Consider the following 21,610-nt stretch of genomic DNA (forward strand, 5'->3'; position numbering starts at 1 on the left):
TCCGCCCGCGCTGAAAGACAGGCGGGGGCGCCTTTATCAGCGCCCTCCACCCCCCATCAGGACAACGCCACCTTAATCCCCAGGGCGATCAGTACGCCGCCGAGCAGCTTATCAACGATACGCTGGGCTTTTGCCAGCCCGCGACGCACCGGGCCACTCTGGATCAACATCACCAGCAGCGGCCACCACAGCATGGACAGGCCGAGGATGATGCCCGCATACAGCAGCTTCTCGTGAAGGCTCGAGTCAACACTCAGAACCTGTGTGAAGATCGACAGGAAAAATAACGTCGCTTTAGGATTCAGCAGGTTACACAAATAACCCTGCAAAAAGGCCTTTTTCAGTGAGGTTTGCTCGGGCGTCACGTTACTGAGGTCCATCTTGCTGCCACCGCGCGACAGCAGCGCCTGTATGCCGATATAAATCAGATAGGCGGCACCGGCATATTTCAGCAGCATAAACAGCCACGGCGTTGTGGTGATGACCACGGCCAGCCCGGCCACGCAGTAAGCCATATGGGTGGCAACGGCACAGTTTACGCCTAATGCGCTCATCAGCGCGGCGCTGCGACGGTAACGTGCGGCGTTTTTGATAATCAGAAAAAAGTCAGGGCCGGGGGAGAGCATGCCCAGCACCACAATCGTGGCGACGAATAAGCTGGTTTCTAACATAGTGGCGGTCTTTAGCGGATTGAGCGGCAGATTCTACCATGTCTCCTTGTTTTGTGCGGCGAAAAATAGGCGGAAGGTGATGTAACCGATACACTGAAAAACCTTTACCGAATATCCTCCGCTTACCTATCGACGAAAGTTTCGCCTTTACGTATCATGGCGCCAATTTTACCCCCTGCTGAGTTTGATATGATGATTAGCCTGATTGCAGCCCTTGCGGCTGACCGCGTTATTGGGATGGAAAACGCCATGCCCTGGCACTTGCCTGCCGACCTGGCGTGGTTTAAGAAGCACACCCTCAACAAGCCAGTGATCATGGGCCGTCGCACCTGGGAATCAATTGGCCGTCCGCTGCCAGGGCGTCTGAACATTGTTATCAGCAGCCAGAAAGGCGATGCAGCCGGGGTGACCTGGGTAACCTCGATTGAGGAGGCGCTGAAAACGGCAGGGGATGTTGAGGAACTGATGGTGATCGGCGGTGGGCGTATTTATGAACAATTACTGCCGCGCGCAGACCGCCTGTATCTGACGCATATTGATGCAGAAGTGGAAGGGGACACCCATTTCCCGGACTATGAACCGGATGAATGGCAGTCCGTGTTCAGCGAATTCCATGATGCGGATGAGAAGAACTCCCACAGCTTCTGCTTCGAGATTTTAGATCGCCGTTAACTGACCGGGGCGGACACGCTGTACCGGTCCGCCCGACCTGGGCTCTGTTAACGTTCGCGGTTCGACACCTGAGTAAATACACGCTTATCTTCCCAGCGCAGCATGGTCAGCGTACCTCCCCAGCAGCAGCCGGTATCCAGGGCAATAATCCCTTCTGGTGTACCTTTTCCTTCCAGCGAAGCCCAGTGACCAAACACGATGGTATAATCGCGCGGTACGACTCCGGGAATGTTGAACCACGGTTTTAACGGCGGAGGAGCACTGTCCGGAGCCTCTTTCGCAATCATGTCCAGTTGGCCGTTCGGGAAGCAAAAACGCATCCGCGTCAGGGCATTGGTGCTGAAGCGTAAGCGGGCCAGCCCCGTCAGCTCGGGGGACCAGTTGTTAGGCATATCTCCGTACATGGCATCGAGAAACAGCGGATAAGTATCACTGCTCAGTACGGCTTCCACTTCACGTGCGCAGCTTTGTGCCGTTTCAATGTCCCACTGCGGGGTTATCCCGGCATGGGCCATGACCAGCTTTTTTTCTTCATCAACCTGAAGCAATGGCTGACGACGAAGCCAGTTGATCAGCAGATCAGCGTCAGGGGCTTCCAGTAGCGGCGTGATACGATCTTTGGGTTTATTGCGGCTGATACCGGCATACACCGCCAGCAGATGCAGGTCATGGTTGCCCAGCACCAGTCTGACGCAGTCGCCCAGATAACGCACAAAACGCAGAACTTCCAGTGACGCAGGCCCACGAGCCACCAGGTCTCCGGTCAGCCAGAGCTGATCGGACGCCGGGTCAAACTGCGCCTGATCAAGCAGCGAACGCAACTCGTCGTAGCAACCGTGAACATCACCGATTAAATAAGTGCTCATGCAAAAAGGCCGGTTTAATGAATATGGGTGGCAATAGCCAGACGGAAGACCGGGATATCAACGACGAAGGACTCACCATCGGCATCGAGCATCTGGTAGTGGCCCTGCATGGTGCCCATTGGGGTTTCGAGTATCGCTCCGCTGGTGTACTGAAACTCGCCGCCGGGTTCGATGTGTGGCTGTTCGCCCACCACGCCTTCACCCTGAACTTCGGTTTCACGGCCGTTACCGTTGGTTATTAACCAGTAACGGCCGATGAGCTGAACCGGGATACGCCCCAGATTACGAACAGTGATGGTGTAAGCAAACACGTAACGTTCTTCATCAGGTGCAGACTGTGACGCGACGTAAGCACTTTGCACCTGAACACAGACTTTGGGCGTATTGTTCATACTCAGTTCTCCTGCGGCTGAGGATGCGCAGTCAACCAGTTCGCCAGACGGCAATATTGTGCAACGCTGATATTCTCCGCACGTAGCGTCGGATCAATCTCCATTTCTGCCAGCGCGTCGGCAGAGAACAGATGACCCAGGCTGTTACGCAGCGTCTTACGACGTTTGCCGAAAGCTTCTGTGGTGATGCGACTCAGGGCACGAATATCGTCAACCGGGTGAGGGATCTGCGCATAAGGCATCAGACGCACCACGGCGGAATCGACTTTCGGTGCCGGGGTAAAGGATTCTGGTGGCACTTCCAGCACCGGGATCACCTGGCAGTAATATTGCGCCATGACGGTCAGACGGCCATAGGCTTTGCTGCCAGGACCGGCAACCAGGCGATTCACCACCTCTTTTTGCAGCATAAAGTGCATGTCCTGGATGGCACCGGTATAGCTGAACAGGTGGAACATCAGGGGGGTGGAAATGTTATAGGGCAGATTACCAAACACGCGCAGCTTTTGCCCTTTTTCCTGCGCATAGGCGGCGAAGTCAAAGGCCATGGCATCCTGCTGGAAAATGGTCAGCTTAGGGCCAAGAAAAGGGTGAGTCTGCAAACGCGCGGCCAGGTCACGGTCAATTTCAATGACCGTCATGGCATCCAGACGTTCCCCTACCGGCTCGGTAAGCGCAGCAAGGCCGGGGCCGATCTCAACCACCACTTCACCCTTCTGTGGGTGGATGGCATTAACAATACTTTCGATAATGTACGGATCGTTAAGGAAGTTCTGTCCAAAACGTTTGCGGGCAAAGTGGCCCTGGTGAACGCGACTATTCATTACTGCTCTTAATCATGGTAATGGCGAGGTTAAGCGCCGTCTTAAAGCTGCCCGCATCAGCCTGACCGCTTCCGGCCAGCTCAAGAGCTGTGCCATGGTCAACAGACGTGCGGATAAATGGCAGACCGAGGGTGATATTCACCGCCCGACCAAAGCCCTGATATTTTAGCACCGGAAGTCCCTGATCGTGATACATCGCCAGCACCGCATCGGCATGTTGCAGATATTTCGGCTGGAACAACGTATCAGCAGGCAGCGGCCCGGTCAGCCGTATTCCGCGCTGCCGGAGTTCTTCCAGCGCCGGGATAATGACGTCTATCTCTTCACGACCCATATGGCCGCCTTCACCCGCATGCGGATTCAGACCGCAGACAAAAATATGCGGCGCAGGCAGACCAAACTGGCGTTGCAGATCCGCATTCAGGATGGTGATCACCTCATGCAGGCTGTCACGTGTGATGCTGTCCGCAACCTCTTTCAGCGGCAGATGGGTGGTGGCCAGCGCCACGCGCAGCTCCTCCGTTGCCAGCATCATGACCACGCGTTCACACCCGGCACGTTCAGCGAAGAATTCAGTATGCCCGCTGAAAGGAATACCCGCATCGTTAATCACGCCCTTGTGGACCGGTCCGGTGATCAGTGCGGCAAACTCGCCGCTCAGGCAGCCGTCGCAGGCGCGGGCAAGCGTGGCCAGCACGTATTGACCATTCTCGACGCAGAGCTCACCCGGTACGGCAGGCTGCGCCAGCGGTACCGGCAGCACGGTAAGGGTGCCGGCCTGCTGTGGCACTGCGGGACGGTCCGGCTGATAGAGGCGCAGAGTCAGGGGTAAATGCAAAGCTGCCGCGCGGGTGCGCAGCAGCTCAGGGTCGGCACAGACAACCAGCTCAACCGGCCAGTCTTGCCGGGCCAGTTGAACGATTAAGTCGGGACCAATCCCGGCGGGTTCGCCGGGAGTAATCACCACGCGTTGGCTACTGCGCATTCGGATCCAGAATCTTCACGTAGGCAGCCGCGCGCTGTTCCTGCATCCAGGTCTGCGCTTCTTCGGAGAACTTACGGTTGAACAGCAGGCGGTAAGCACGCTCTTTCTTCGCTGCATCGGTCTTATCGACTTTACGGGTATCCATCAGCTGTATCAGATGCCAGCCGAAGGAGGAGTGCACCGGACCGCTCATCTGGCCTTTCTGCAGGCGCAGCAGGGCATCACGGAAAGCCGGGTCGAACACCTCCGGTGAGCTCCAGCCGAGATCGCCGCCCTGGTTCGCTGAACCTGGATCCTGCGACAGCTGTTTCGCCGCATCAGCGAAGGTCAGCTTGCCGCTTTTGATCTCTGCGGCCACTTCCTGCAGCTTCTGGCGTGCCTGATCGTCAGTCATGATCGGCGAGGGCTTGAGCAGGATATGGCGTGCATGAACTTCAGTTACCGAGATGCTCTGGTTATCACCGCGCATATCGTTCACTTTCAGGATATGGAAACCCACACCCGAACGGATCGGACCAATGATGTCACCTTTCTTCGCCGTCACCAGCGCCTGAGCAAACAGGGATGGCAGCTCCTGAATACGGCCCCAGCCCATGTTGCCGCCTTTCAGCGCCTGTGGGTCGGCAGAGTAGGTGATTGCCAGCTTGCCGAAATCAGCGCCGGACTTCGCTTCGCCAGCCAGCTGTCTGGCCAGGCTTTCCTGGTCATCCACCTGCTGCTGAGTCGGGTTCTCTGGCAGTGGCAGCAGAATGTGGCTCAGGTTCAGCTCTGTACCGGCATCATTCTGTGACGCCAGCTGCGTAGCGAGCTGATCCACTTCCTGGGGCAGGATGGTGACGCGGCGGCGAACTTCGTTGTTGCGCACTTCTGAGGTGAGCATCTCCTTACGGATCTGCTCACGGTAGGTGGCATAGTTCATACCATCGTACGCCAGACGGCTGCGCAACTGATCGACACTCATTTTATTCTGAGCGGCAATGTTACCGATCGCCTGATCCAACTGGGCATCGGACACCTGAATACCGGCCTGTTTTGCCATTTGCAGCAAAATATTATCCATCACCAGACGTTCAAGGATCTGGTGACGCAGGGTTTTGTCATCCGGTAGCTGCTGACCTGCCTGCTGCGACTGGCCTTTTACGGACTGCATCATGCCATCCACATCACTTTCCAACACTACGCCGTTATTCACTACGGCAGCAACTTTATCAACAACTTGCGGGGCTGCGAACGCCGTGTTGGCTGTCAGGGCTGCACCGAGGATCAGCATTCTCCAGTTCTTCATACTTTTTCCATTCTTCTATCCGCACTGCGGGTTTGCCTACCAAACATCACAACATCAGAAAGCGCGTTGATAGGGCAGGATGCCCTGACGCAGCATCTGACCGGTACCTAACCCATAGCTTGGGCTGAGGCCACGCAGTTCAATGTTGAACGAGATTTTATTGTCGTACTTACTGTTGTCGTTTTCCCAACCGTTGATCTTACGTTCGTAGCCAAGGCGGAGCGCATAGCAACAGGAGCTGTACTGCACGCCAATCAGCTGATCGGCAGCCTGGTTGGCTTTGGTATCATAATACCAGGCCCCAACGACAGACCATGCATCAGCAATTGGCCAGCTGGCAGTAGCACCGATCTGCGAAATCTCCTGCTGCCAAAGCGGGTTATTTAAGCTGGTCAGCGTTTGCTGCACATACTCCTTGCTGGTGTAGCGGTAGTTCAGCTGGATCATCCGGTCTGCATCCCGGCGGTATTCCAGTACGGCATTACCCTGCGAAATATCATTCAGGTTAGTGTCATATTGCAGTCCGCCGCGCGCTGCCCACCGGTCACTGATCTTCCAGTAACTGTCGCCAGCCCATACCAGGCTCCCCCTGTCGTCGTCGCTCGTGGTGTTTAACCCGGTACGAGCCGGGGTGAACGAGTAGATTTGACCAATGGAAGCGTTAAAACGTTCAACCAGTTGATCATCAAAAATTCGCGAGGTGACACCGGTGCTGACCTGGTTTGCGGAGGCGATGCGATCCAGACCGCTGTAAGTGCGGTCACGGAACAGGCCCGTGTAGTCACTTTGCAGCAGCGTAGAGTCATAGGCACGGATATCACTCTGGTCGCGATACGGCGTGTAGAGGTACTGTACGCGCGGTTCCAGCGTCTGGGTGTACCCTTTTGCCCAGTCCATGTCGCGGTCAAATACCATCTTGCCATCAACTTTGAACTGCGGCATCACGCGGTTGACCGAGTCTTTTAACTGATTGTCACTGTTGCCCGACAGAGAGTTGTAGTACTCAATATTGTCCTGCTGATAATGCGTGGCCAGCAGTTTGGCTTCGGTGTTCAGGCTTCCCCAGCCGTTTGACATCGGTAAATCAATCGTCGGCTCAAGGTGCAGACGCGTGGCGTCCGGCAGCTTCTCATTGACGTTGGTGAATTTTACCGCCTGGGCATACAGATGAGTATCAAACGGGCCGACATCATTCTGGTAATAATTAATATCGAGCTGAGGTTCGGCGCGATAGACGTCACGGGTCGCATTGGTCGAGAAAATCTGGAACTGTTTAGTCGACAGCGTGGCATCCCAGTTGGTATCAGCGTAGCCAATACTGAACTTCTGCGTGACGTAACCATCGGTGGTGGAACCGTACGTGGAGTCGAGATCGTTAAAATAGTACGGATCGCTGACTTTGGTGTAGTCAGCATTGAAGCGCCAGTGCTGATCGTAAACGCCGGTATGGCGCCAGTAGAACAGCCAGCGGTTGGAATCTTTATCGTCCGGATGCTCTCGGTTATACAAACTGTCTGAACCGAGGTAGTCGAACTGCATCAGGCCCTGGCCGGCAACGGTCAGGTAGCGGAACTCATTCTGCCACTGCATACCACGGCGGCTGATGTAGTGTGGTGTCAGCGTGGCATCGGCCTGTGGCGCAATGTTCCAGTAATACGGCAGCATAAATTCGAAGCCGGTATTACTGCCGTATTTCGCATTCGGGATCAGGAACCCGGAGCGGCGCTTGTCGCCGACCGGCAACTGCAGGTAAGGGCTGTAAAATACCGGCACCGGACCGATTTTAAAGCGGGCATTCCAGATTTCAGCCAGCTGTTCATCGCGGTCGTGGATCACTTCAGAACCCACCACGCTCCAGCTGTTTTGTCCCGGCAGGCAGGACGTGAACGTGCCATTTTCCAGGATCGTGTAGCGGTTATTATCACGCAACTTCATCTGGTCCGCGACACCGCGCCCCTGGCGACCCACCATCTGATAGTTACCGTTCCAGACGTTGGTATCTTTGGTATTCAGATTGGACCAGGCTTTCGGACCTTTCAGGATGACCTGGTTGTCATCATAGTGCACATTACCCAGGGCATCGACGGTTCGCGTCGGCGTCGTTTGCCCGTTAAGTATTTTTTGATGCAGCTGAACTTCATCGGACTGCAGGCGGCTGTTACCCTGACGGATATCAACATTACCCGTAAAGACGGCGTCATCAGGATAGTTGCCTTTGGCGGTATCGGCATCGATGGTGACGGGCAACTGATTCGTCGCCTTTCCCTGCACCAGAGGACGGTCGTAACTGGGCACCCCAAGCATACACTGTGATGCGAGGTCATCGGCCAACCCTTGCTGGCTGTAAAGAGCTGTACCAATTAACGTGGCCAGCAATGTAGGTAGTCTTTTATTCATACGCGGTATCGAGAATTCCGTAATCACTGGCATCATGCCGACAAACGGTCAGAGACTAACGTACTCAACTGCATTGCGCTAGTCATACCCTTAATCTTTCAAGCATATGTTGAGTTTGACAGCGCTCCTCTCCCGGGTCACCTGTTTTTAGTCGGTGTGCGGGTTTAGCCCGGAACTGCCTTCTGCTTCTTGAAATCATTCGGGTATACTTCTGATTGTCTGGCCGCGTACCAATAGGCTGTGAGAGAAATGACAGGTATGATAATGCAATTTTTAGCCTTCAGCATGGCGAATTGAGGAGTATATGCGCTATTGGGGAAAAGTTTTGGGTCTTGTGCTGGGTTTATTGTCCGGCGCGGGCTTCTGGGGCGTGGTTTTTGGCCTGCTGGCCGGACATCTGATTGATAAAGCGCGCTCACCTGCCCGTCAGGGATATTTTGCGAATCAGCAGACCCGCCAGGCGCTGTTTTTCCGCACCACATTCCAGGTGATGGGGCATCTGACGAAATCGAAAGGCCGGGTCACGGACGCCGATATTCAGATGGCGTCGCTGTTAATGGATCGTATGCAGCTTGATGCGGCCGGACGGGCGGCAGCACAGCAGGCCTTTCGTGAAGGTAAGCAGGGCGACTATCCCCTGCGCGATAAGCTGCGTGAACTGCGCAGCGCCTGCTTTGGCCGCTTTGACCTGATCCGAATGTTCCTGGAAATTCAGATTCAGGCCGCCTTTGCCGACGGTTCGCTGCATCCCAATGAACGCCAGGTGTTGTATGTCATCGCTGAGGAGCTGGGTATTTCCCGGGCGCAGTTTGACCAGTTCCTGCGCATGATGGAAAGCGGCCAGCAATTTGGCGGCGGGGCGTATCAGGGCGGATCTTCACAGGGTGGATTTGCCGGCGCCCAGCGCGGGCCTACGCTGGACGATGCCTGCAGCGTACTGGGGGTCAGGAGTAGCGATGATGCCACCACCATTAAGCGTGCCTATCGTAAGCTGATGAGTGAACATCATCCGGATAAACTGGTAGCGAAAGGCTTACCGCCGGAGATGATGGAGATGGCGAAGCAGAAAGCGCAGGAAATTCAGGGGGCATACGACCTGATCAAACGCGAGAAAGGATTTAAATAATCGGTGAAAGAGGGCGAACCGAAAAAAGGTTCGCCCCGTGCCGGATTAAAATTCCGCTGGCTGACGGAATGTCATTGGTGTGCCGTACTGCGGATGAGTAATGCTCAGACTCTCTGCATGCAGTTGCAGACGGGGGGCTATCATTCTGGCTTCATCGTGCGCATAGAAGTTATCTCCCAGTATCGGATGCCCCAGCGCCAGCATATGCACGCGCAGCTGATGAGAACGGCCGGTAATCGGCTTCAGCTTTACGCGGGCGCTGTTATCACTGGCGTAATCCAGCACCTGATACTCTGTCTGTGCCGATTTCCCGGTGTCAAAACAGACTTTCTGCTTAGGCCGGTTCGGCCAGTCACAGATTAGCGGTAAATCCACCACCCCTTTCTCCGGCTGCGGATGTCCCCAGACGCGTGCCACATAAGTTTTCTGTGGTTCACGCTCGCGGAACTGACGCTTAAGCTCCCGCTCGGCGGCTTTGGTCAGCGCTACCACGATAACGCCGCTGGTGGCCATGTCCAGCCGGTGAACCGATTCTGCCGTCGGGAAGTCACGCTGGACGCGCGTCATGACGCTGTCCTTGTGCTCATCCAGACGACCCGGTACGGACAGCAGCCCGCTGGGTTTATTGATCACCATGATGTGCTCATCCTGATAGAGGATATGCAGCCACGGCTCCAGCGGCGGATGATAGGGTGCCATCATCATTTACTGATGCGTCACAACAATCAGACGCAGCGCATCAAGACGCCAGCCTGCATCGTCAAGGTTGGCCAGCACCTGTTCACGATTACTTTCCAGTGCCTCAATTTCATCCTGACGGATATTGGGATTGACGGCGCTCAGAGCCAGCAGACGCGACAGTTCCGCACTCAGTTTCTCATTGGCCTCGCTCCTTGCCGCATCAATCAGCTTGCGTGCTTCGATGGCGGCCTGCTCTTCTGACAGCTTGATGATCTCGTGTACGTCCTGCTGCACCGCATTCACCAGTTTGCTGCCGGTGTGGCGGTTTACCGCGTTCAGCTGACGGTTGAAACTTTCAAACTCGACTTTGGCTGCAAGGTTGGTGCCCTTACGGTCAACCAGCATGCGCACCGGGGTGGGCGGCAGGAAGCGGGTCAGCTGCAGATGCTTCGGTGCCTGAGCCTCCACGACGTAGATCAGCTCAACCAGCAGGGTACCGACGGGCAGCGCCTTGTTCTTCAGCAGCGAAATCGCGCAGCTGCCGGTATCCCCGGAGAGGATCAGATCCAGACCATTTCGGATGATGGGGTGTTCCCAGCTTACGTATTGCGCATCTTCACGCGACAGTGCCTGGTTACGGTCAAAGGTAATGGTACAGCCATCTTCCGGCAGGCCCGGGAAGTCGGGCACCAGCATATGGTCGCCAGGGGTGAGGATAATCAGGTTATCACTGCGATCTTCCTGGTTAATGCCGACAATATCAAACAGGTTAAGGGCGAAATTGACCAGCTCAATGTCGTTATCCTGTTCGGCGATCTTATCTGCCAGCGCCTGCGCTTTTTCGCCGCCGTTAGAGTTCAGTTCCAGCAGACGGTCGCGTCCCTGTTCCAACTGTACTTTCAACGCATCGTGCTGCTTGCGGCACGCCTGGATAAAGTCATCCAGTCCTTCGGTATTTTCCGGAGCGGCCAGATACTCGATCAGCGGCGCATAGACGCTGTCGTAAACGGTACGACCGGTCGGACAGGTGTGCTCAAACGCATCCAGCCCTTCGTGATACCACTTCACCAACACGGACTGCGCCGTCTTTTCCAGATAAGGAACGTGGATCTGGATATCGTGCGCCTGGCCGATACGGTCAAGACGGCCAATTCGCTGTTCCAGCAGATCCGGGTTGAACGGCAGATCGAACATTACCATCTGGCTGGCAAACTGGAAGTTACGGCCTTCTGAACCGATTTCTGAGCACAGCAGAACCTGAGCGCCGTCTTCTTCGGAGGCAAACCACGCGGCTGCCCGGTCACGTTCGATGATTGACAGGCCTTCATGGAACACGGCGGCACGGATGCCTTCGCGCTCGCGCAGCACCTGCTCAAGCTGCAGTGCCGTTGCGGCTTTGGCGCAGATCACCAGCACCTTCTTATCCCGGTTACTGGTCAGGAAGCCCATCAGCCATTCAACGCGCGGGTCAAAGTTCCACCAGGTACCGCTGTCGCCTTCAAATTCCTGATAAATCTGCTCCGGGTAAAGCATATCGCGGGCGCGTTCATCGGCAGATTTACGGGCGCTCATGATGCCGGAAACTTTGATCGCTGTCTGATACTGTGTAGGTAACGGCAGGCGAATCTGATGCAGTTCGCGTTTCGGGAACCCTTTTACCCCGTTACGGGTGTTACGGAACAGGACGCGGCTGGTGCCGTGACGGTCCATCAGCATGCTGATCAGCTCCTGACGGGCTTCCAGCTTGCCTTCACGATCGCTGTTTGCTGTTTGCAGCAGCGGCTCAATATCCTGTTCACCCATCAGGTCGTTAAGCAGGTTCAGTTCATCGTTGCTGATGGTTTTGTCCGCTAGCAGCATGGCTACCGCATCGGCAATCGGACGGAAGTGCTTCTGCTCTTCAACAAACTGGGCGAAATCATGGAAACGATTGGGGTCAAGCAGACGCAGACGGGCGAAATGGCTCTCCATGCCCAGCTGCTCTGGCGTGGCGGTCAGCAGCAGGATCCCCGGGATCTGCTCGGCTAACTGTTCAATAACCTGGTACTCGCGGCTTGGTGCCTCTTCTGACCACACCAGGTGATGGGCTTCATCGACCACCATCAGGTCCCACTCGGCATCCGCCAGTTTTTCCAGGCGCTGCTTGTTGCGGCGGACAAAGTCCAGCGAACAGATAATCATCTGTTCCGTTTCAAACGGGTTATCGCTGTCGTGCTGCGCTTCGGCATAGCGGTCATCATCAAACAGCGCGAAGCGCAGGTTGAAGCGGCGCAGCATCTCAACCAGCCACTGGTGTTGCAGGGTTTCCGGCACCACAATCAGAATACGTTCAGCACGGCCTGCCAGCAGCTGCTGGTGAATGATCATCCCGGCTTCGATGGTTTTCCCTAAGCCCACCTCATCGGCCAGCAGTACGCGCGGCGCGTGGCGGCGGCCAACATCGTGAGCGATATGCAACTGATGGGGGATCAGGTTGGTACGCATTCCGCGCAGGCCGCTGGTGGCCAGGCGATACTGCTCACTCTGGTACTTTCGCGCGCGAAAGCGCAGGGCAAAACGGTCCATACGGTCCAACTGCCCGGCAAACAGGCGATCCTGCGGTTTGCCAAACACCAGTTTGCTGTCCAGCATCACTTCACGCAGAACGACGTTTGCTTCTTCGCTATCAAGCCGGGTGCCGACATAACTGACCACGCCATTGTCGGTAATTACCTCGTCAACCTCCATCTGCCAGCCTTCGTGGCTGGTGATGGTGTCACCGGGATTGAACACCACGCGGGTGATCGGTGAATCACTTCTGGCGTAGAGACGGTTTTCGCCCGTGGCAGGAAAGAGCAGGGTAACCATACGTGTATCTACGGCAACCACAGTTCCCAATCCCAGTTCGCTTTCCGTATCGCTTATCCAGCGCTGACCAAGTGTAAAAGGCATAAATATTCGGCTCGATTCTCGTCTAGTTTATTTTCGGCAATAGCACTGCTGCCCGGTAAAGAGTGCCCGGCGATGAATGCACACAGTCTGCACAGCAGCTTCAAGTATGAGGGTGTTGATACTCAGGAAGGGCGCTATGGTACTGGAAGGCTGCCCGTTCGTCACCTGTCAAAAAAGCCCCAGCTGTCCAGTGACCAGTGTAGCAAAGTCATCCTGCATAAAGGGCAGGATGCCATCGGCTACCGGCTCCAACTGCCGTGTGAGGTAGTGATCGTAGTCCAGCGGCGTGAGGCGGGCTTCCAGCGGCTCGGGGCCTGACGTCGCCATTACATAGCGGATCTTCCCCCCTTTCTGATACAGCAGCGGCCGGCCCAGCTTCTCATTCTGTTCATCCGCAATACGCGCGGCACGCACGTGCGGAGGCACGTTGCGCTGATACTCGCCCAGCGGGCGACGCAGGCGCTTGCTGTAAGTCAGCTGATCGTCCAGCTCGCCCTCCATCAGCTGGCGCACGGTTTCAAGGATATAATCCTGATAAGGCTGTCCGGTAAAGATGCGCAGATAGAGCTCCTGCTGAAATTTCTGTGCCAGTGGCGTCCAGTCAGTACGGACGGTTTCCAGCCCCTTAAACACCATACGCTGATTATCCCCGTTACGGATCAGGCCCGCGTAGCGTTTTTTGCTGCCCTGTTCAGCGCCGCGTATGGTGGGCATCAGAAAGCGGCAGAAGTGGGTTTCGTACTCCAGTTCCAGCGCGCTGTCCAGATTGAACGTTGTGCGCAGATGCTCCTGCCACCACTGATTGACCCGGTTCACCAGATGGCGGCCAATGTCCGCGGCCTGTGTTTCATCATGAGCCGACTTCAGCCAGACGAAGGTGGAGTCCGTATCGCCATAAATGACGTCATAGCCTTCTGCTTCGATCAGTTCACGGGTCTGACGCATAATATCGTGGCCACGCATCGTTATTGACGACGCCAGGCGGGGATCGAAAAACCGGCAGGCGCTGGTACCCAGTACGCCGTAGAAGGCATTCATAATGATTTTCAGCGCCTGCGAAAGGGGCTTGTTGCCCTGTTTTTTAGCTTCTTCACGGCCCTGCCAGATCTGGTTCACAATGGCGGGCAAACAGTGGGTGGTGCGGGAGAACCGCGCCCCACGGTAGCCGGGGACAGAGTCGGACTCATCCGGATGTGCCATCCCTTCGACCAGTCCCACCGGATCAATCAGGAAGGTGCGGATGATCGAGGGGTACAGGCTTTTATAATCCAGTACCAGCACCGAGTCATACAGGCCGGGGCGCGAGTCCATCACGTATCCGCCCGGGCTGGCTTCCGGCGCCACATCCCCCAGGTTCGGCGCGACAAATCCCGCACGGTGCATGCGCGGCAGATAAAGATGGCTAAATGCAGCAACGGAACCCCCGTGCCGGTCAACCGCCAGACCATTCACTGAGGCGCGCTCCAGCAGGAAGGGCATCAGCTCGGTGTGCTGGAAAATTCGGGTAACCAGCTCACAGTCCTTCAGGTTGTAATGGGCCAGCGCAGGCTTATCTTCCGCAAAACGCTGGTTAATTTCTTCCATGCGCTGCCAGGGATTATTGATGGCTTTGCCCTCTCCCAGCAGTTCGCGCGATACCGCTTCCAGGCTGAAAGACTCGAAGTTCCAGAACGCGGATTTCAGGGCATCGATACCATCAATAATCAGCCGGCCGCTGGCCTGGGCAAAGAAGATCCCGGGCTTGAAACCGTGTTCACGCCACTCGAGTGCCGGGCTGTGCCCGCGTCCCAGATTCAGGGGAATGCCGTAACGGTCGGCGTGTTTTTGCAGGACACGCAGATCAAACTGTACGACGTTCCAGCCGATCAGCACGTCGGGATCGTGGCGTGCAAACCAGGCATTGAGTTTTTCCAGCAGCAGCGGCCGGCTGGCAACGTACTCCAGATGAAAATCGAGCGTGCTGGCATCGCCGTTTTCCGGGCCGAGCATATAGACATCTCGCTGGCCGCAGCCCTCCAGCCCGATGCAGTACAGCTCACCGTGACGGGTGGTTTCAATATCCAGCGAGACCCATTTCAGCGGGGGACGATAGTCCGGATGGGGTTTCAGCCGGGTATTGACCATACGATCTCCGGCGGGCTGACCGCTGAACCAGACCGGTGCGGTAATGAAGCGCTCCATCAGAAAACGATCCGGCGGGCGCACGTCGGCTTCATACAGGGTGATGCCCTTTTCCCGCAGCAGTTTTTCCAGCCGCTGGAGCTGGCGCTGCTGACGGCAGTACAGTCCTACCACCGGCCGCTGGCGAAAATCTTTCATCTCAAGGGGAGCAAAGCGCCAGTGACGCTCGCCGGTCAGCAGTGCGGCGGCGGCAGCCTGCTGTTCGGCAGGGATAAATGCCACCGACTCCTGCGGAGGCAGTACCACCTGCTGAGGTCCCGTATCGGTTGCCAGCCATAGCGTGATTTCACTGCCTGCGGGGGTGTCCCGCCAGTGGCGAGTTAACAGAAATCCTGCACGTGCGTCGTTCACCTTTTCTCCTTAAGATTTCAGGCTGCTCTGCGTTGGCGGCACTGACTGACCCCATTACTGACTTCAGTCAGTGGAGGGAGCACCTTCATTTGCCGCCCTGATACCACTCGAATGATGGTGGTGACAGGCTGCCAGAAGCTCAATAATAGCATGTTTATTTATACAGTGTTCATGCGGGGGTTCTCTTATGCTACGTTCCCATACAAAACAGGCCTTGACGCTTGACTGAAGCCTCTGGACAATCCGGGATTCTGTTAATCAGTTTGGAACATTATGGAAGCCTGGCTACAACATTTAATCACCCAGTCGCTGGCCTGGTCTCTGCTGGCCGTCGGGCTGATCACTTTCTTTGAATCACTGGCGCTGGTCGGATTGCTGTTACCGGGTACGGTATTGATGGCATCCTTTGGTGCCCTGATTGGCAGCGGGCAGATTGGCCTGTATCCCGCCTGGGCCGTCGGTACGCTGGGCTGCCTGCTGGGAGACTGGGTTTCCTACCTGATTGGCTGGCAGTTTAAAGGGCCGCTGCACCGCTGGTCGTTTATAAAAAAACACCAGAAGCTGATGGATAAAACGGAACATGCGCTGCACGCACACAGCATGTTCACCATTATTGTGGGCCGTTTTGTCGGGCCGACCCGCCCGCTGATCCCGCTGGTGGCGGGAATGCTGGAGCTGCCGATACGGAAATTTATTCCTCCTAATATCATTGGCTGTCTTCTCTGGCCACCGCTCTATTTACTGCCGGGCATTCTTGCCGGTGTCGCAATCGACGTGCCGAAAGACGCCAACAGTGCGATGTTTAAGTGGCTGTTACTGGGCGTGGCGATCCTTGTCTGGCTGGGCTGCTGGCTCTGCTGGCGCTGGCTGCGCGCCAAAAAACAGAACGACTGGGCGACAGAGTATTTGCCGCGAACGCGTCTGCGCTGGCTGGCTCCGCTGGTGATGCTCCTGGCAGTGGCCAGCTTCACGGCCCTGCAGTTCCACCCAATGATGCCGGTTTTCCGCCACCTACTGTGGGACGTGTTCTTCTAAGGTTATCCCCAGCACTGTCGCTTCCGGTACGGCACCGCGCTGCAACTGCGCGGTGCTGCCATCCCAGTAAACCCGTCCGTCGACAATCAGCAGGCTACGCGGGGCAATCGCGGCGGCGTCTTCAATGCTGTGCGACACCATCAGCAGGGTAATATTCCGCTCGGTACAGACCTCATCCACCAGGCCGAGCATCTCTTTACGCAGGGCCGGATCCAGTGCAGAAAAGGGTTCATCCAGCAGCAGTATCGGCTGCTGACGGACCAGGCAGCGGGCGAGGGCGGCACGCTGACGCTGGCCGCCGGAAAGCTGATGCGGCAGACGGTGTAAATGTTCCGTCAGCCCGACGCGCTGCGCAATGTTCTGTAACGCGTGCTTTTGCTGGTGGTTCAGTTTCAGCCCGGGATGTAACCCCAGCCCGATATTCTGCGCCACGGTCAGATGGGGAAAGAGGTTATTTTCCTGAAACAGCATGGATACCGGACGCTGCGCGGGAGCGCTGTTGCGGTGATCGCTGCCATTCAGTATCAATTCGCCGCCGTTGACCGGCAGGAAGCCGGCAATCAGGCTCAGCAGGGTACTTTTTCCTGCCCCGCTGGGGCCCAGGATGGCCAGTCGCTCTCCCGCCTGCGCGCTGAAGGTAAAGCGCATCGGCAGATGATGATACAGCCAGGTCAGATTAGTCAGATTTAGCATGGTTCCCCGGCAGTTTTTCAATCAGGGTGTACAGCAGAAAGCAGAGCAGTAAAAGTAACAGGGCGGTAACCGCCCCGTCGCTGCTGCGATAGGAGCCGATCTGCTGATAAAGATAAAACGGCAGGGTGCGGAAGTGCTCATTGCCAAACAGTGCCACTACGCCAAAATCGCCAATCGACAGCACACAGGCAAAGGCGAGCGCCTGGGCCAGCGGTCGTTTCAGGGCGCGCAGCTCAATCAGCCGCAGGCGGTTCCAGCCACGAATATCCAGCGACAGGCACAGCGGGTTATAACGTGCTGCGACATCACGCAGTGGGTTTTCCAGCACTTTCATCGCATACGGCACTGCCATCAGTGCATTCGTGACGATGACAATCCCTTCTGCAGAGTCCGGCAGCCCGATGGTCTGGTTGAGTAACAGGAAAAAACCGGTGGCCAGCACAATTCCCGGCATCGCCAGGATGAGCATCCCGCTGAGTTCCAGCGTCTGGCCCCACAGCGGCCGCTGGCGCAGGCGCAGTTCACGGCTGCTCCACAGCAGCATCAGCGTCAGCACCACGCTGAGGACCCCAGCGCCCAGCGCAATGCGTAGCGAGGTGAACATCGCCTGCCACAGTGCAGGCTGGTGCAGGACGCCGCTTAACCCCTGATTCATTCCGTCGGCCACCACCGCCAGCAGCGGTGGCAGGATCAGCAACACCATGCTGGCGATCAGTAGCCCGTCAAGCAGGCGGGCGGGGCCGCTGTCCTGCGGGTTGCGCCAGCCCCCGAGGCTGTCACTTCCCGTGGGCAGCACCTTACTCAGCCGCTGGCTTAACATCACCAGACCGAGGCAGCACACCATCTGTATCAGCGCCAGCAGGGCGGCTCGCCCGGGATCGTAATCAAAACTCAGTGCCTGGAAGATCGCCAGCTCAATGGTGGTCGCGCGCGGGCCGCCCCCGAGGGACAGTACCGTCGCAAAGCTGGCAAAACACAGCATAAAGATCAGCGCCCCGGCGGGCAGGAGCTGCCGCCGCAGCCACGGCCATTCGACAAGGCGAAAATGCGCCCAGCCACTCAGTCCCAGTTGCGCGGCGATCTGTCGCTGTTCACCGGGGATCTGCTGTAAGGCCTGGAGCAGCAGGCGCGTAGCCAGCGGCAGATTAAAGAACACATGGGCCAGCAGGATCCCCTGCAGGCCATAGGGGGTGAATGAATAACCAATGCCGAGCAGGGCGCAAAGCTGTGCCAGCCAGCCGCTGCGGCCATACACGCTGAGAATGCCAAACACGGCGACCAGTACCGGCAGCACCAGCGTCATAGCACACAGCCGCAGCAGCGTGTCACGCCCGGGAAAGCGACGGCGGTAAAGCGCACGCGCCACGGGAATCGCCGGGAGTACCGACAGCAATGCCGACAGCAGCGCCTGCCAGAAGGAGAAGCGCAGCACGTGCCACAGGTAGCTGTCCTGCCACAGTCCGCGCCAGTCCGTGGCGGGCGCGTTTTGCCACAGGGCGGAAAACGCCAGCAGGGCCACGCTGACCAGCAGCAGCCCGGCCAGCAGGCCCGGGACTAACCAGCCAGGAATTAGCGGCTGACGGCGCGTTGCCATGCACTAATCCATTGGCTGCGTTGGGTAGCAACATCCTGCGGGCTGAACTGCAACGAGGTGGCCGGCACGGTCAGGGTGTTGAACCCTTCTGGCAGCGCGGTACGGGTAGCCGGATACATCCAGTTGCCGGTTGCAATGGTTTTCTGGAAGGGTTGTGTCATCACGAATTGCATAAATGCGTGTGCCAGTTCAGGTTGCTTACTGGCTTTTAACTGCCCGGCCACCTCAACCTGAAGATAGTGGCCTTCACTGAAGTTTGCCGCGGCGTACTGATCTTTCTTCTCTTCAATCAGATGATAAGCGGGCGAGGTCGTGTAGCTGAGCACCATATCACTTTCCCCTTTCAGGAACAGACCGTAGGCCTCGCTCCATCCTTTTGTCACCGTAACGGTCTTCTTCGCCAGCTGCTGCCACGCTTCCGGGCTCTTATCGCCGTAAACTTTCTGCATCCACAGCAGCAGGCCAAGCCCCGGGGTGCTGGTGCGCGGATCTTCATAAATCACCTTCAGAGGACGGTCGCTCTCGACCAGTTCCTTCAGGCTTTTCGGCGGGTTCTGCAGCCGGGTCTTGTCATAAACGAAAGCAAACCAGCCGTAGTCATAGGGGACGAAAGTTGTGTTCGTCCAGCCGCCCGGCACGGTAGCATCTCGGGTGTCTACCTTTGACGGCGCAAACAGGCCGGTTTTTTCGGCCGCATCCAGCAGATTGTTATCCAGCCCCAGCACCACGTCGGCTTTGCTGTTTTTCCCTTCCATACGCAGGCGGTTGAGCAGCGAGACACCGTCTTCCAGCGCGACGAATTTCAGCTCACAGTTGCACTGTGCTTCGAAGGCTTTTTTAATCGCCGGCCCAGGCCCCCATTCGGCAGAGAAGGAGTCGTAGGTGTAAACCGTCAGGGTATCTTTCGCCGCGAGGGCAGGCAGGGAAAACAGCGCCAGCAGAGGGAGTAATTTTTTCAACACTTTGCGTTCCTTTAAGGGAAAATGCGCAAAGGATCTGAGTCAGTGACACTCTCAAATCCCTACGCCGGTATGATCCGGATCAGGTTCGACGGGTTTTTCTCAGCGAAAACGTGCTGCGCAGACATTGACCCGGCATCGGGCAATATCACAGCAGGGTGTTCGCACCCCGTTGAGAACGGCTTATTCTAGTGGTTTCGTCTTTGTTACGAAAGCGTCATGATTCGGGCGGCGCAAACCAGGCTGATTTAAAGTCAAACCAGCCGAGGGTATTCATGCGTACGCCGCGCATGCTTCGCTGGCCGTGCAGCAGCAGCCAGTGATGGAACAGGGGATGCAGGTAGTTACTGTCTATCAGCTGTTTGCTCCAGTCAGCCAGTGGCAGGGTCTGTTCACGCCACTGCCGCGCATCATTTTCCCAGTCGGTAGGCACACAGTGGTGCATCAGTGGGATCTCATACAGCAGCGAAAACAGGGAAAACTCCAGCGGTAGCGTGAAGTTGGCGCTACCCAGCCAGATGTCACTTTCCGCCTCACCGCGATACCAGCTTTCGTAGTCAATTTCCTGCGTAATGAGCGTGACGCCGTGCGCGGCAAGGATCGGCCCCAGCGCGTTGGCGATCCCCTGATGCTCAATATGATCGCTGTACCAGGTAATGGTCAGTGACGTCAGGCCTGCGGGTTTTTCTGCGGTCGCCATTGAGCGTCGGTGATGCCAGCGCGGCAGCAGGCCATAAGCCGGAAACCAGTAGCGCTGATAGGCGATGCCGCTGTGGTTAAGCAGGGCAATCGGGTTAAAAATGGTGCTGATCCAGCGGCGCAGCTGTTCATTGCGCCCCTGCTCAGAGCGCTGGTCGAACATCAGAAAATAGCAGCCCTCTTCCAGACGACTCTCTTCTGACTTCTCATCCGTATTCTCACTCTGCAGTTTGACCCCGGAGTAGACCAGCTCATCGCTGATCTCCGGCAGAACCCAGATATTGACCTCATCTATCAGCGCCCGGTAGCCGAAGTAGTCATCAAAGGCGGAGATACGCAGCTGGCTGTGCTGATTGCGTTCCACCGCGTAGGCCCCGGTGCCGACCGGCTGGCGGGCAAAGTTGCGCATATGCGGCCACTCTTTTGGCAGGATCATCGCGCTGACGCTGCCCAGCAGCCACGGTAGCCAGTTATCGGGCTGGTGCAGATAAATATCCAGGGTCCAGGGCGTGTGGCACTCAATCCGGTTTAAATGGCTGTAAAGTGGCTGCGTTTTCAGGCGTTCCAGGCTGGCGATAACATCGTCGACGTCCAGCTCACGGCCGTGATGAAAGTGGATCGCCGGACGCAAAAAGAAGCGCCAGTGATCCGGGGCAATCTGCTGCCAGTGATGGGCGATATCCGGCTCGATTTCCCCGTTTTCCTCATTTATCCGCGCCAGCCCGTTGAAAATCTGCCGGGCAAGGTGCGTTTCAGAGCGGCGCAGCGGCGTTCCGGGCAGCAGATTGAGCAGGGGACGATAGTAGAGCACGCGCAGAATGTGTTTTCCCTGACGGAAACTGCGGCCCAGATGGGAGAGCAGCATCTGGCGCACGCGGTTTTTATCGCCGACTAACTGCACCAGCTGATCGATGCGATCCTGCTCCAGCAGATCCTCAGCCCGCTGCTGCTGCAGCGCCAGCCCGGTATAGCGGAAGGTCAGACGCGATCGTTTGCCGCGCCCGGCCTCGGCCTGCCACTCCAGCCACCCCTGTTCCTGCATGGCATTCAGCAGGTTGCGCATATGGCGGCGTGAGCAACTGAGCTGTACCGCCAGGTCGCTGAGGGTGGTCTCCTGAGGCTGACCATCACAGCACTGCCAGAGCCGGATAAATTGCTGCTGTAAACGGGGTGAGGACATAAAAGAGGAACCCTGTGTTAAAAGCTGTCTGTTTTTCCTGCCTTATATTACGGTGATAATGGCTGCAGATGAAAGAGTGGGAGGCATT

17 protein-coding genes and 1 riboswitch are annotated in these 21,610 nt (G+C 56.8%); of the genes, 3 read left to right on the top strand and 14 right to left on the bottom strand.

Translation table 11 applies throughout. The annotated features are described in order from the left end of the window. Window positions 1–56 precede the first annotated feature (56 nt). Window positions 57–671 carry a LysE family translocator gene (locus tag EPE01S_RS16950; protein ID WP_062747465.1) on the bottom strand — a complete coding sequence of 205 codons (615 nt, stop codon included), beginning with the start codon at window positions 669–671 and terminating at the stop codon, window positions 57–59. Window positions 672–860: 189 nt separating this feature from the next. On the opposite strand from EPE01S_RS16950, the gene folA reads away from it, so the two are divergent. After that, window positions 861–1,343: a type 3 dihydrofolate reductase gene (folA, locus tag EPE01S_RS16955; RefSeq protein WP_062747529.1), complete on the top strand. Its 483-nt coding sequence runs from the start codon at window positions 861–863 to the stop codon at window positions 1,341–1,343. A gap of 47 nt (window positions 1,344–1,390) precedes the next feature. Here the strand turns inward: folA and apaH are convergent, their stop codons facing one another. From apaH to lptD, 6 genes are read right to left on the bottom strand one after another with little or no spacing between them, the layout of a single operon-like run. Continuing rightward, window positions 1,391–2,209 (bottom strand): bis(5'-nucleosyl)-tetraphosphatase (symmetrical) ApaH, encoded by an 819-nt coding sequence (gene apaH / locus EPE01S_RS16960; protein ID WP_062747467.1) that lies wholly within the window; start codon window positions 2,207–2,209, stop codon window positions 1,391–1,393. A 14-nt stretch (window positions 2,210–2,223) separates the two neighbouring features. Beyond that, window positions 2,224–2,601, bottom strand: coding sequence for a Co2+/Mg2+ efflux facilitator ApaG/CorD (gene apaG / locus EPE01S_RS16965; RefSeq protein ID WP_062747469.1), 378 nt, complete (start codon window positions 2,599–2,601; stop codon window positions 2,224–2,226). 2 nt (window positions 2,602–2,603) lie between these two features. Next, complete coding sequence (gene rsmA, locus EPE01S_RS16970) at window positions 2,604–3,425, bottom strand: 16S rRNA (adenine(1518)-N(6)/adenine(1519)-N(6))-dimethyltransferase RsmA (protein WP_062747471.1); 822 nt, start codon at window positions 3,423–3,425, stop codon at window positions 2,604–2,606. Then, complete coding sequence (pdxA, locus tag EPE01S_RS16975; RefSeq protein ID WP_062747473.1) at window positions 3,418–4,410, bottom strand: 4-hydroxythreonine-4-phosphate dehydrogenase PdxA; 993 nt, start codon at window positions 4,408–4,410, stop codon at window positions 3,418–3,420. The genes rsmA and pdxA overlap by 8 nt, the downstream gene beginning before the upstream one ends. Continuing rightward, window positions 4,400–5,695: a peptidylprolyl isomerase SurA gene (gene surA, locus EPE01S_RS16980; RefSeq protein WP_062747475.1), complete on the bottom strand. Its 1,296-nt coding sequence runs from the start codon at window positions 5,693–5,695 to the stop codon at window positions 4,400–4,402. The genes pdxA and surA overlap by 11 nt, the downstream gene beginning before the upstream one ends. Window positions 5,696–5,749: 54 nt before the next feature. Further along, window positions 5,750–8,128, bottom strand: coding sequence for an LPS assembly protein LptD (gene lptD / locus EPE01S_RS16985; RefSeq protein WP_062747478.1), 2,379 nt, complete (start codon window positions 8,126–8,128; stop codon window positions 5,750–5,752). A gap of 268 nt (window positions 8,129–8,396) precedes the next feature. On the opposite strand from lptD, the gene djlA reads away from it, so the two are divergent. Then, window positions 8,397–9,218, top strand: coding sequence for a co-chaperone DjlA (gene djlA / locus EPE01S_RS16990; RefSeq protein ID WP_062747480.1), 822 nt, complete (start codon window positions 8,397–8,399; stop codon window positions 9,216–9,218). 45 nt (window positions 9,219–9,263) lie between these two features. Here the strand turns inward: djlA and rluA are convergent, their stop codons facing one another. From rluA to polB, 3 genes are all read right to left on the bottom strand, one after another. Then, a complete protein-coding gene (gene rluA, locus EPE01S_RS16995) occupies window positions 9,264–9,923 on the bottom strand; it encodes a bifunctional tRNA pseudouridine(32) synthase/23S rRNA pseudouridine(746) synthase RluA (RefSeq protein ID WP_062747482.1) in 660 nt (219 codons plus the stop codon). Next, window positions 9,924–12,830, bottom strand: coding sequence for an RNA polymerase-associated protein RapA (gene rapA, locus EPE01S_RS17000; RefSeq protein WP_062747484.1), 2,907 nt, complete (start codon window positions 12,828–12,830; stop codon window positions 9,924–9,926). A 168-nt stretch (window positions 12,831–12,998) separates the two neighbouring features. After that, complete coding sequence (gene polB, locus EPE01S_RS17005) at window positions 12,999–15,362, bottom strand: DNA polymerase II (RefSeq protein WP_062747486.1); 2,364 nt, start codon at window positions 15,360–15,362, stop codon at window positions 12,999–13,001. Between the two features lie 273 nt (window positions 15,363–15,635). Here polB and EPE01S_RS17010 point away from each other — a divergent pair, with 273 nt between their 5' ends. Beyond that, window positions 15,636–16,397: a DedA family protein gene (locus EPE01S_RS17010; RefSeq protein ID WP_062747488.1), complete on the top strand. Its 762-nt coding sequence runs from the start codon at window positions 15,636–15,638 to the stop codon at window positions 16,395–16,397. Here EPE01S_RS17010 and thiQ read toward each other — a convergent pair. From thiQ to sgrR, 4 genes are all read right to left on the bottom strand, one after another. Beyond that, window positions 16,374–17,090: a thiamine ABC transporter ATP-binding protein ThiQ gene (gene thiQ / locus EPE01S_RS17015; RefSeq protein ID WP_062747490.1), complete on the bottom strand. Its 717-nt coding sequence runs from the start codon at window positions 17,088–17,090 to the stop codon at window positions 16,374–16,376. The genes EPE01S_RS17010 and thiQ overlap by 24 nt on opposite strands. After that, the gene (gene thiP, locus EPE01S_RS17020; protein ID WP_062747492.1) at window positions 17,074–18,684 is read right to left on the bottom strand and encodes a thiamine/thiamine pyrophosphate ABC transporter permease ThiP; all 1,611 of its coding nucleotides are present in this window, start codon (window positions 18,682–18,684) and stop codon (window positions 17,074–17,076) included. Before thiP ends, thiQ begins: the two co-directional genes overlap by 17 nt. Then, the gene (thiB, locus tag EPE01S_RS17025; protein ID WP_062747494.1) at window positions 18,660–19,646 is read right to left on the bottom strand and encodes a thiamine ABC transporter substrate binding subunit; all 987 of its coding nucleotides are present in this window, start codon (window positions 19,644–19,646) and stop codon (window positions 18,660–18,662) included. Before thiB ends, thiP begins: the two co-directional genes overlap by 25 nt. A 38-nt stretch (window positions 19,647–19,684) precedes the next feature. Next, window positions 19,685–19,825: riboswitch (TPP riboswitch) on the bottom strand. 35 nt (window positions 19,826–19,860) lie between these two features. Beyond that, window positions 19,861–21,522 (bottom strand): HTH-type transcriptional regulator SgrR, encoded by a 1,662-nt coding sequence (sgrR, locus tag EPE01S_RS17030; protein ID WP_062747496.1) that lies wholly within the window; start codon window positions 21,520–21,522, stop codon window positions 19,861–19,863. Window positions 21,523–21,610 lie beyond the last annotated feature (88 nt).

The organism is Erwinia persicina NBRC 102418 (assembly GCF_001571305.1).
Classification (GTDB): Bacteria; Pseudomonadota; Gammaproteobacteria; order Enterobacterales; family Enterobacteriaceae; genus Erwinia; species Erwinia persicina.

Excerpts from the sequence above, each read along its gene's own strand:
- EPE01S_RS16950 (WP_062747465.1), bottom strand. The coding sequence starts at position 671 with ATGTTAGAAACCAGCTTATTCGTCGCCACGATTGTGGTGCTGGGCATG.
- folA (WP_062747529.1), top strand. The coding sequence starts at position 861 with ATGATGATTAGCCTGATTGCAGCCCTTGCGGCTGACCGCGTTATTGGG.
- apaH (WP_062747467.1), bottom strand. The coding sequence starts at position 2,209 with ATGAGCACTTATTTAATCGGTGATGTTCACGGTTGCTACGACGAGTTG.
- apaG (WP_062747469.1), bottom strand. The coding sequence starts at position 2,601 with ATGAACAATACGCCCAAAGTCTGTGTTCAGGTGCAAAGTGCTTACGTC.
- rsmA (WP_062747471.1), bottom strand. The coding sequence starts at position 3,425 with ATGAATAGTCGCGTTCACCAGGGCCACTTTGCCCGCAAACGTTTTGGA.
- pdxA (WP_062747473.1), bottom strand. The coding sequence starts at position 4,410 with ATGCGCAGTAGCCAACGCGTGGTGATTACTCCCGGCGAACCCGCCGGG.
- surA (WP_062747475.1), bottom strand. The coding sequence starts at position 5,695 with ATGAAGAACTGGAGAATGCTGATCCTCGGTGCAGCCCTGACAGCCAAC.
- lptD (WP_062747478.1), bottom strand. The coding sequence starts at position 8,128 with ATGATGCCAGTGATTACGGAATTCTCGATACCGCGTATGAATAAAAGA.
- djlA (WP_062747480.1), top strand. The coding sequence starts at position 8,397 with ATGCGCTATTGGGGAAAAGTTTTGGGTCTTGTGCTGGGTTTATTGTCC.
- rluA (WP_062747482.1), bottom strand. The coding sequence starts at position 9,923 with ATGATGATGGCACCCTATCATCCGCCGCTGGAGCCGTGGCTGCATATC.
- rapA (WP_062747484.1), bottom strand. The coding sequence starts at position 12,830 with ATGCCTTTTACACTTGGTCAGCGCTGGATAAGCGATACGGAAAGCGAA.
- EPE01S_RS17010 (WP_062747488.1), top strand. The coding sequence starts at position 15,636 with ATGGAAGCCTGGCTACAACATTTAATCACCCAGTCGCTGGCCTGGTCT.
- thiQ (WP_062747490.1), bottom strand. The coding sequence starts at position 17,090 with ATGCTAAATCTGACTAATCTGACCTGGCTGTATCATCATCTGCCGATG.
- thiP (WP_062747492.1), bottom strand. The coding sequence starts at position 18,684 with ATGGCAACGCGCCGTCAGCCGCTAATTCCTGGCTGGTTAGTCCCGGGC.
- sgrR (WP_062747496.1), bottom strand. The coding sequence starts at position 21,522 with ATGTCCTCACCCCGTTTACAGCAGCAATTTATCCGGCTCTGGCAGTGC.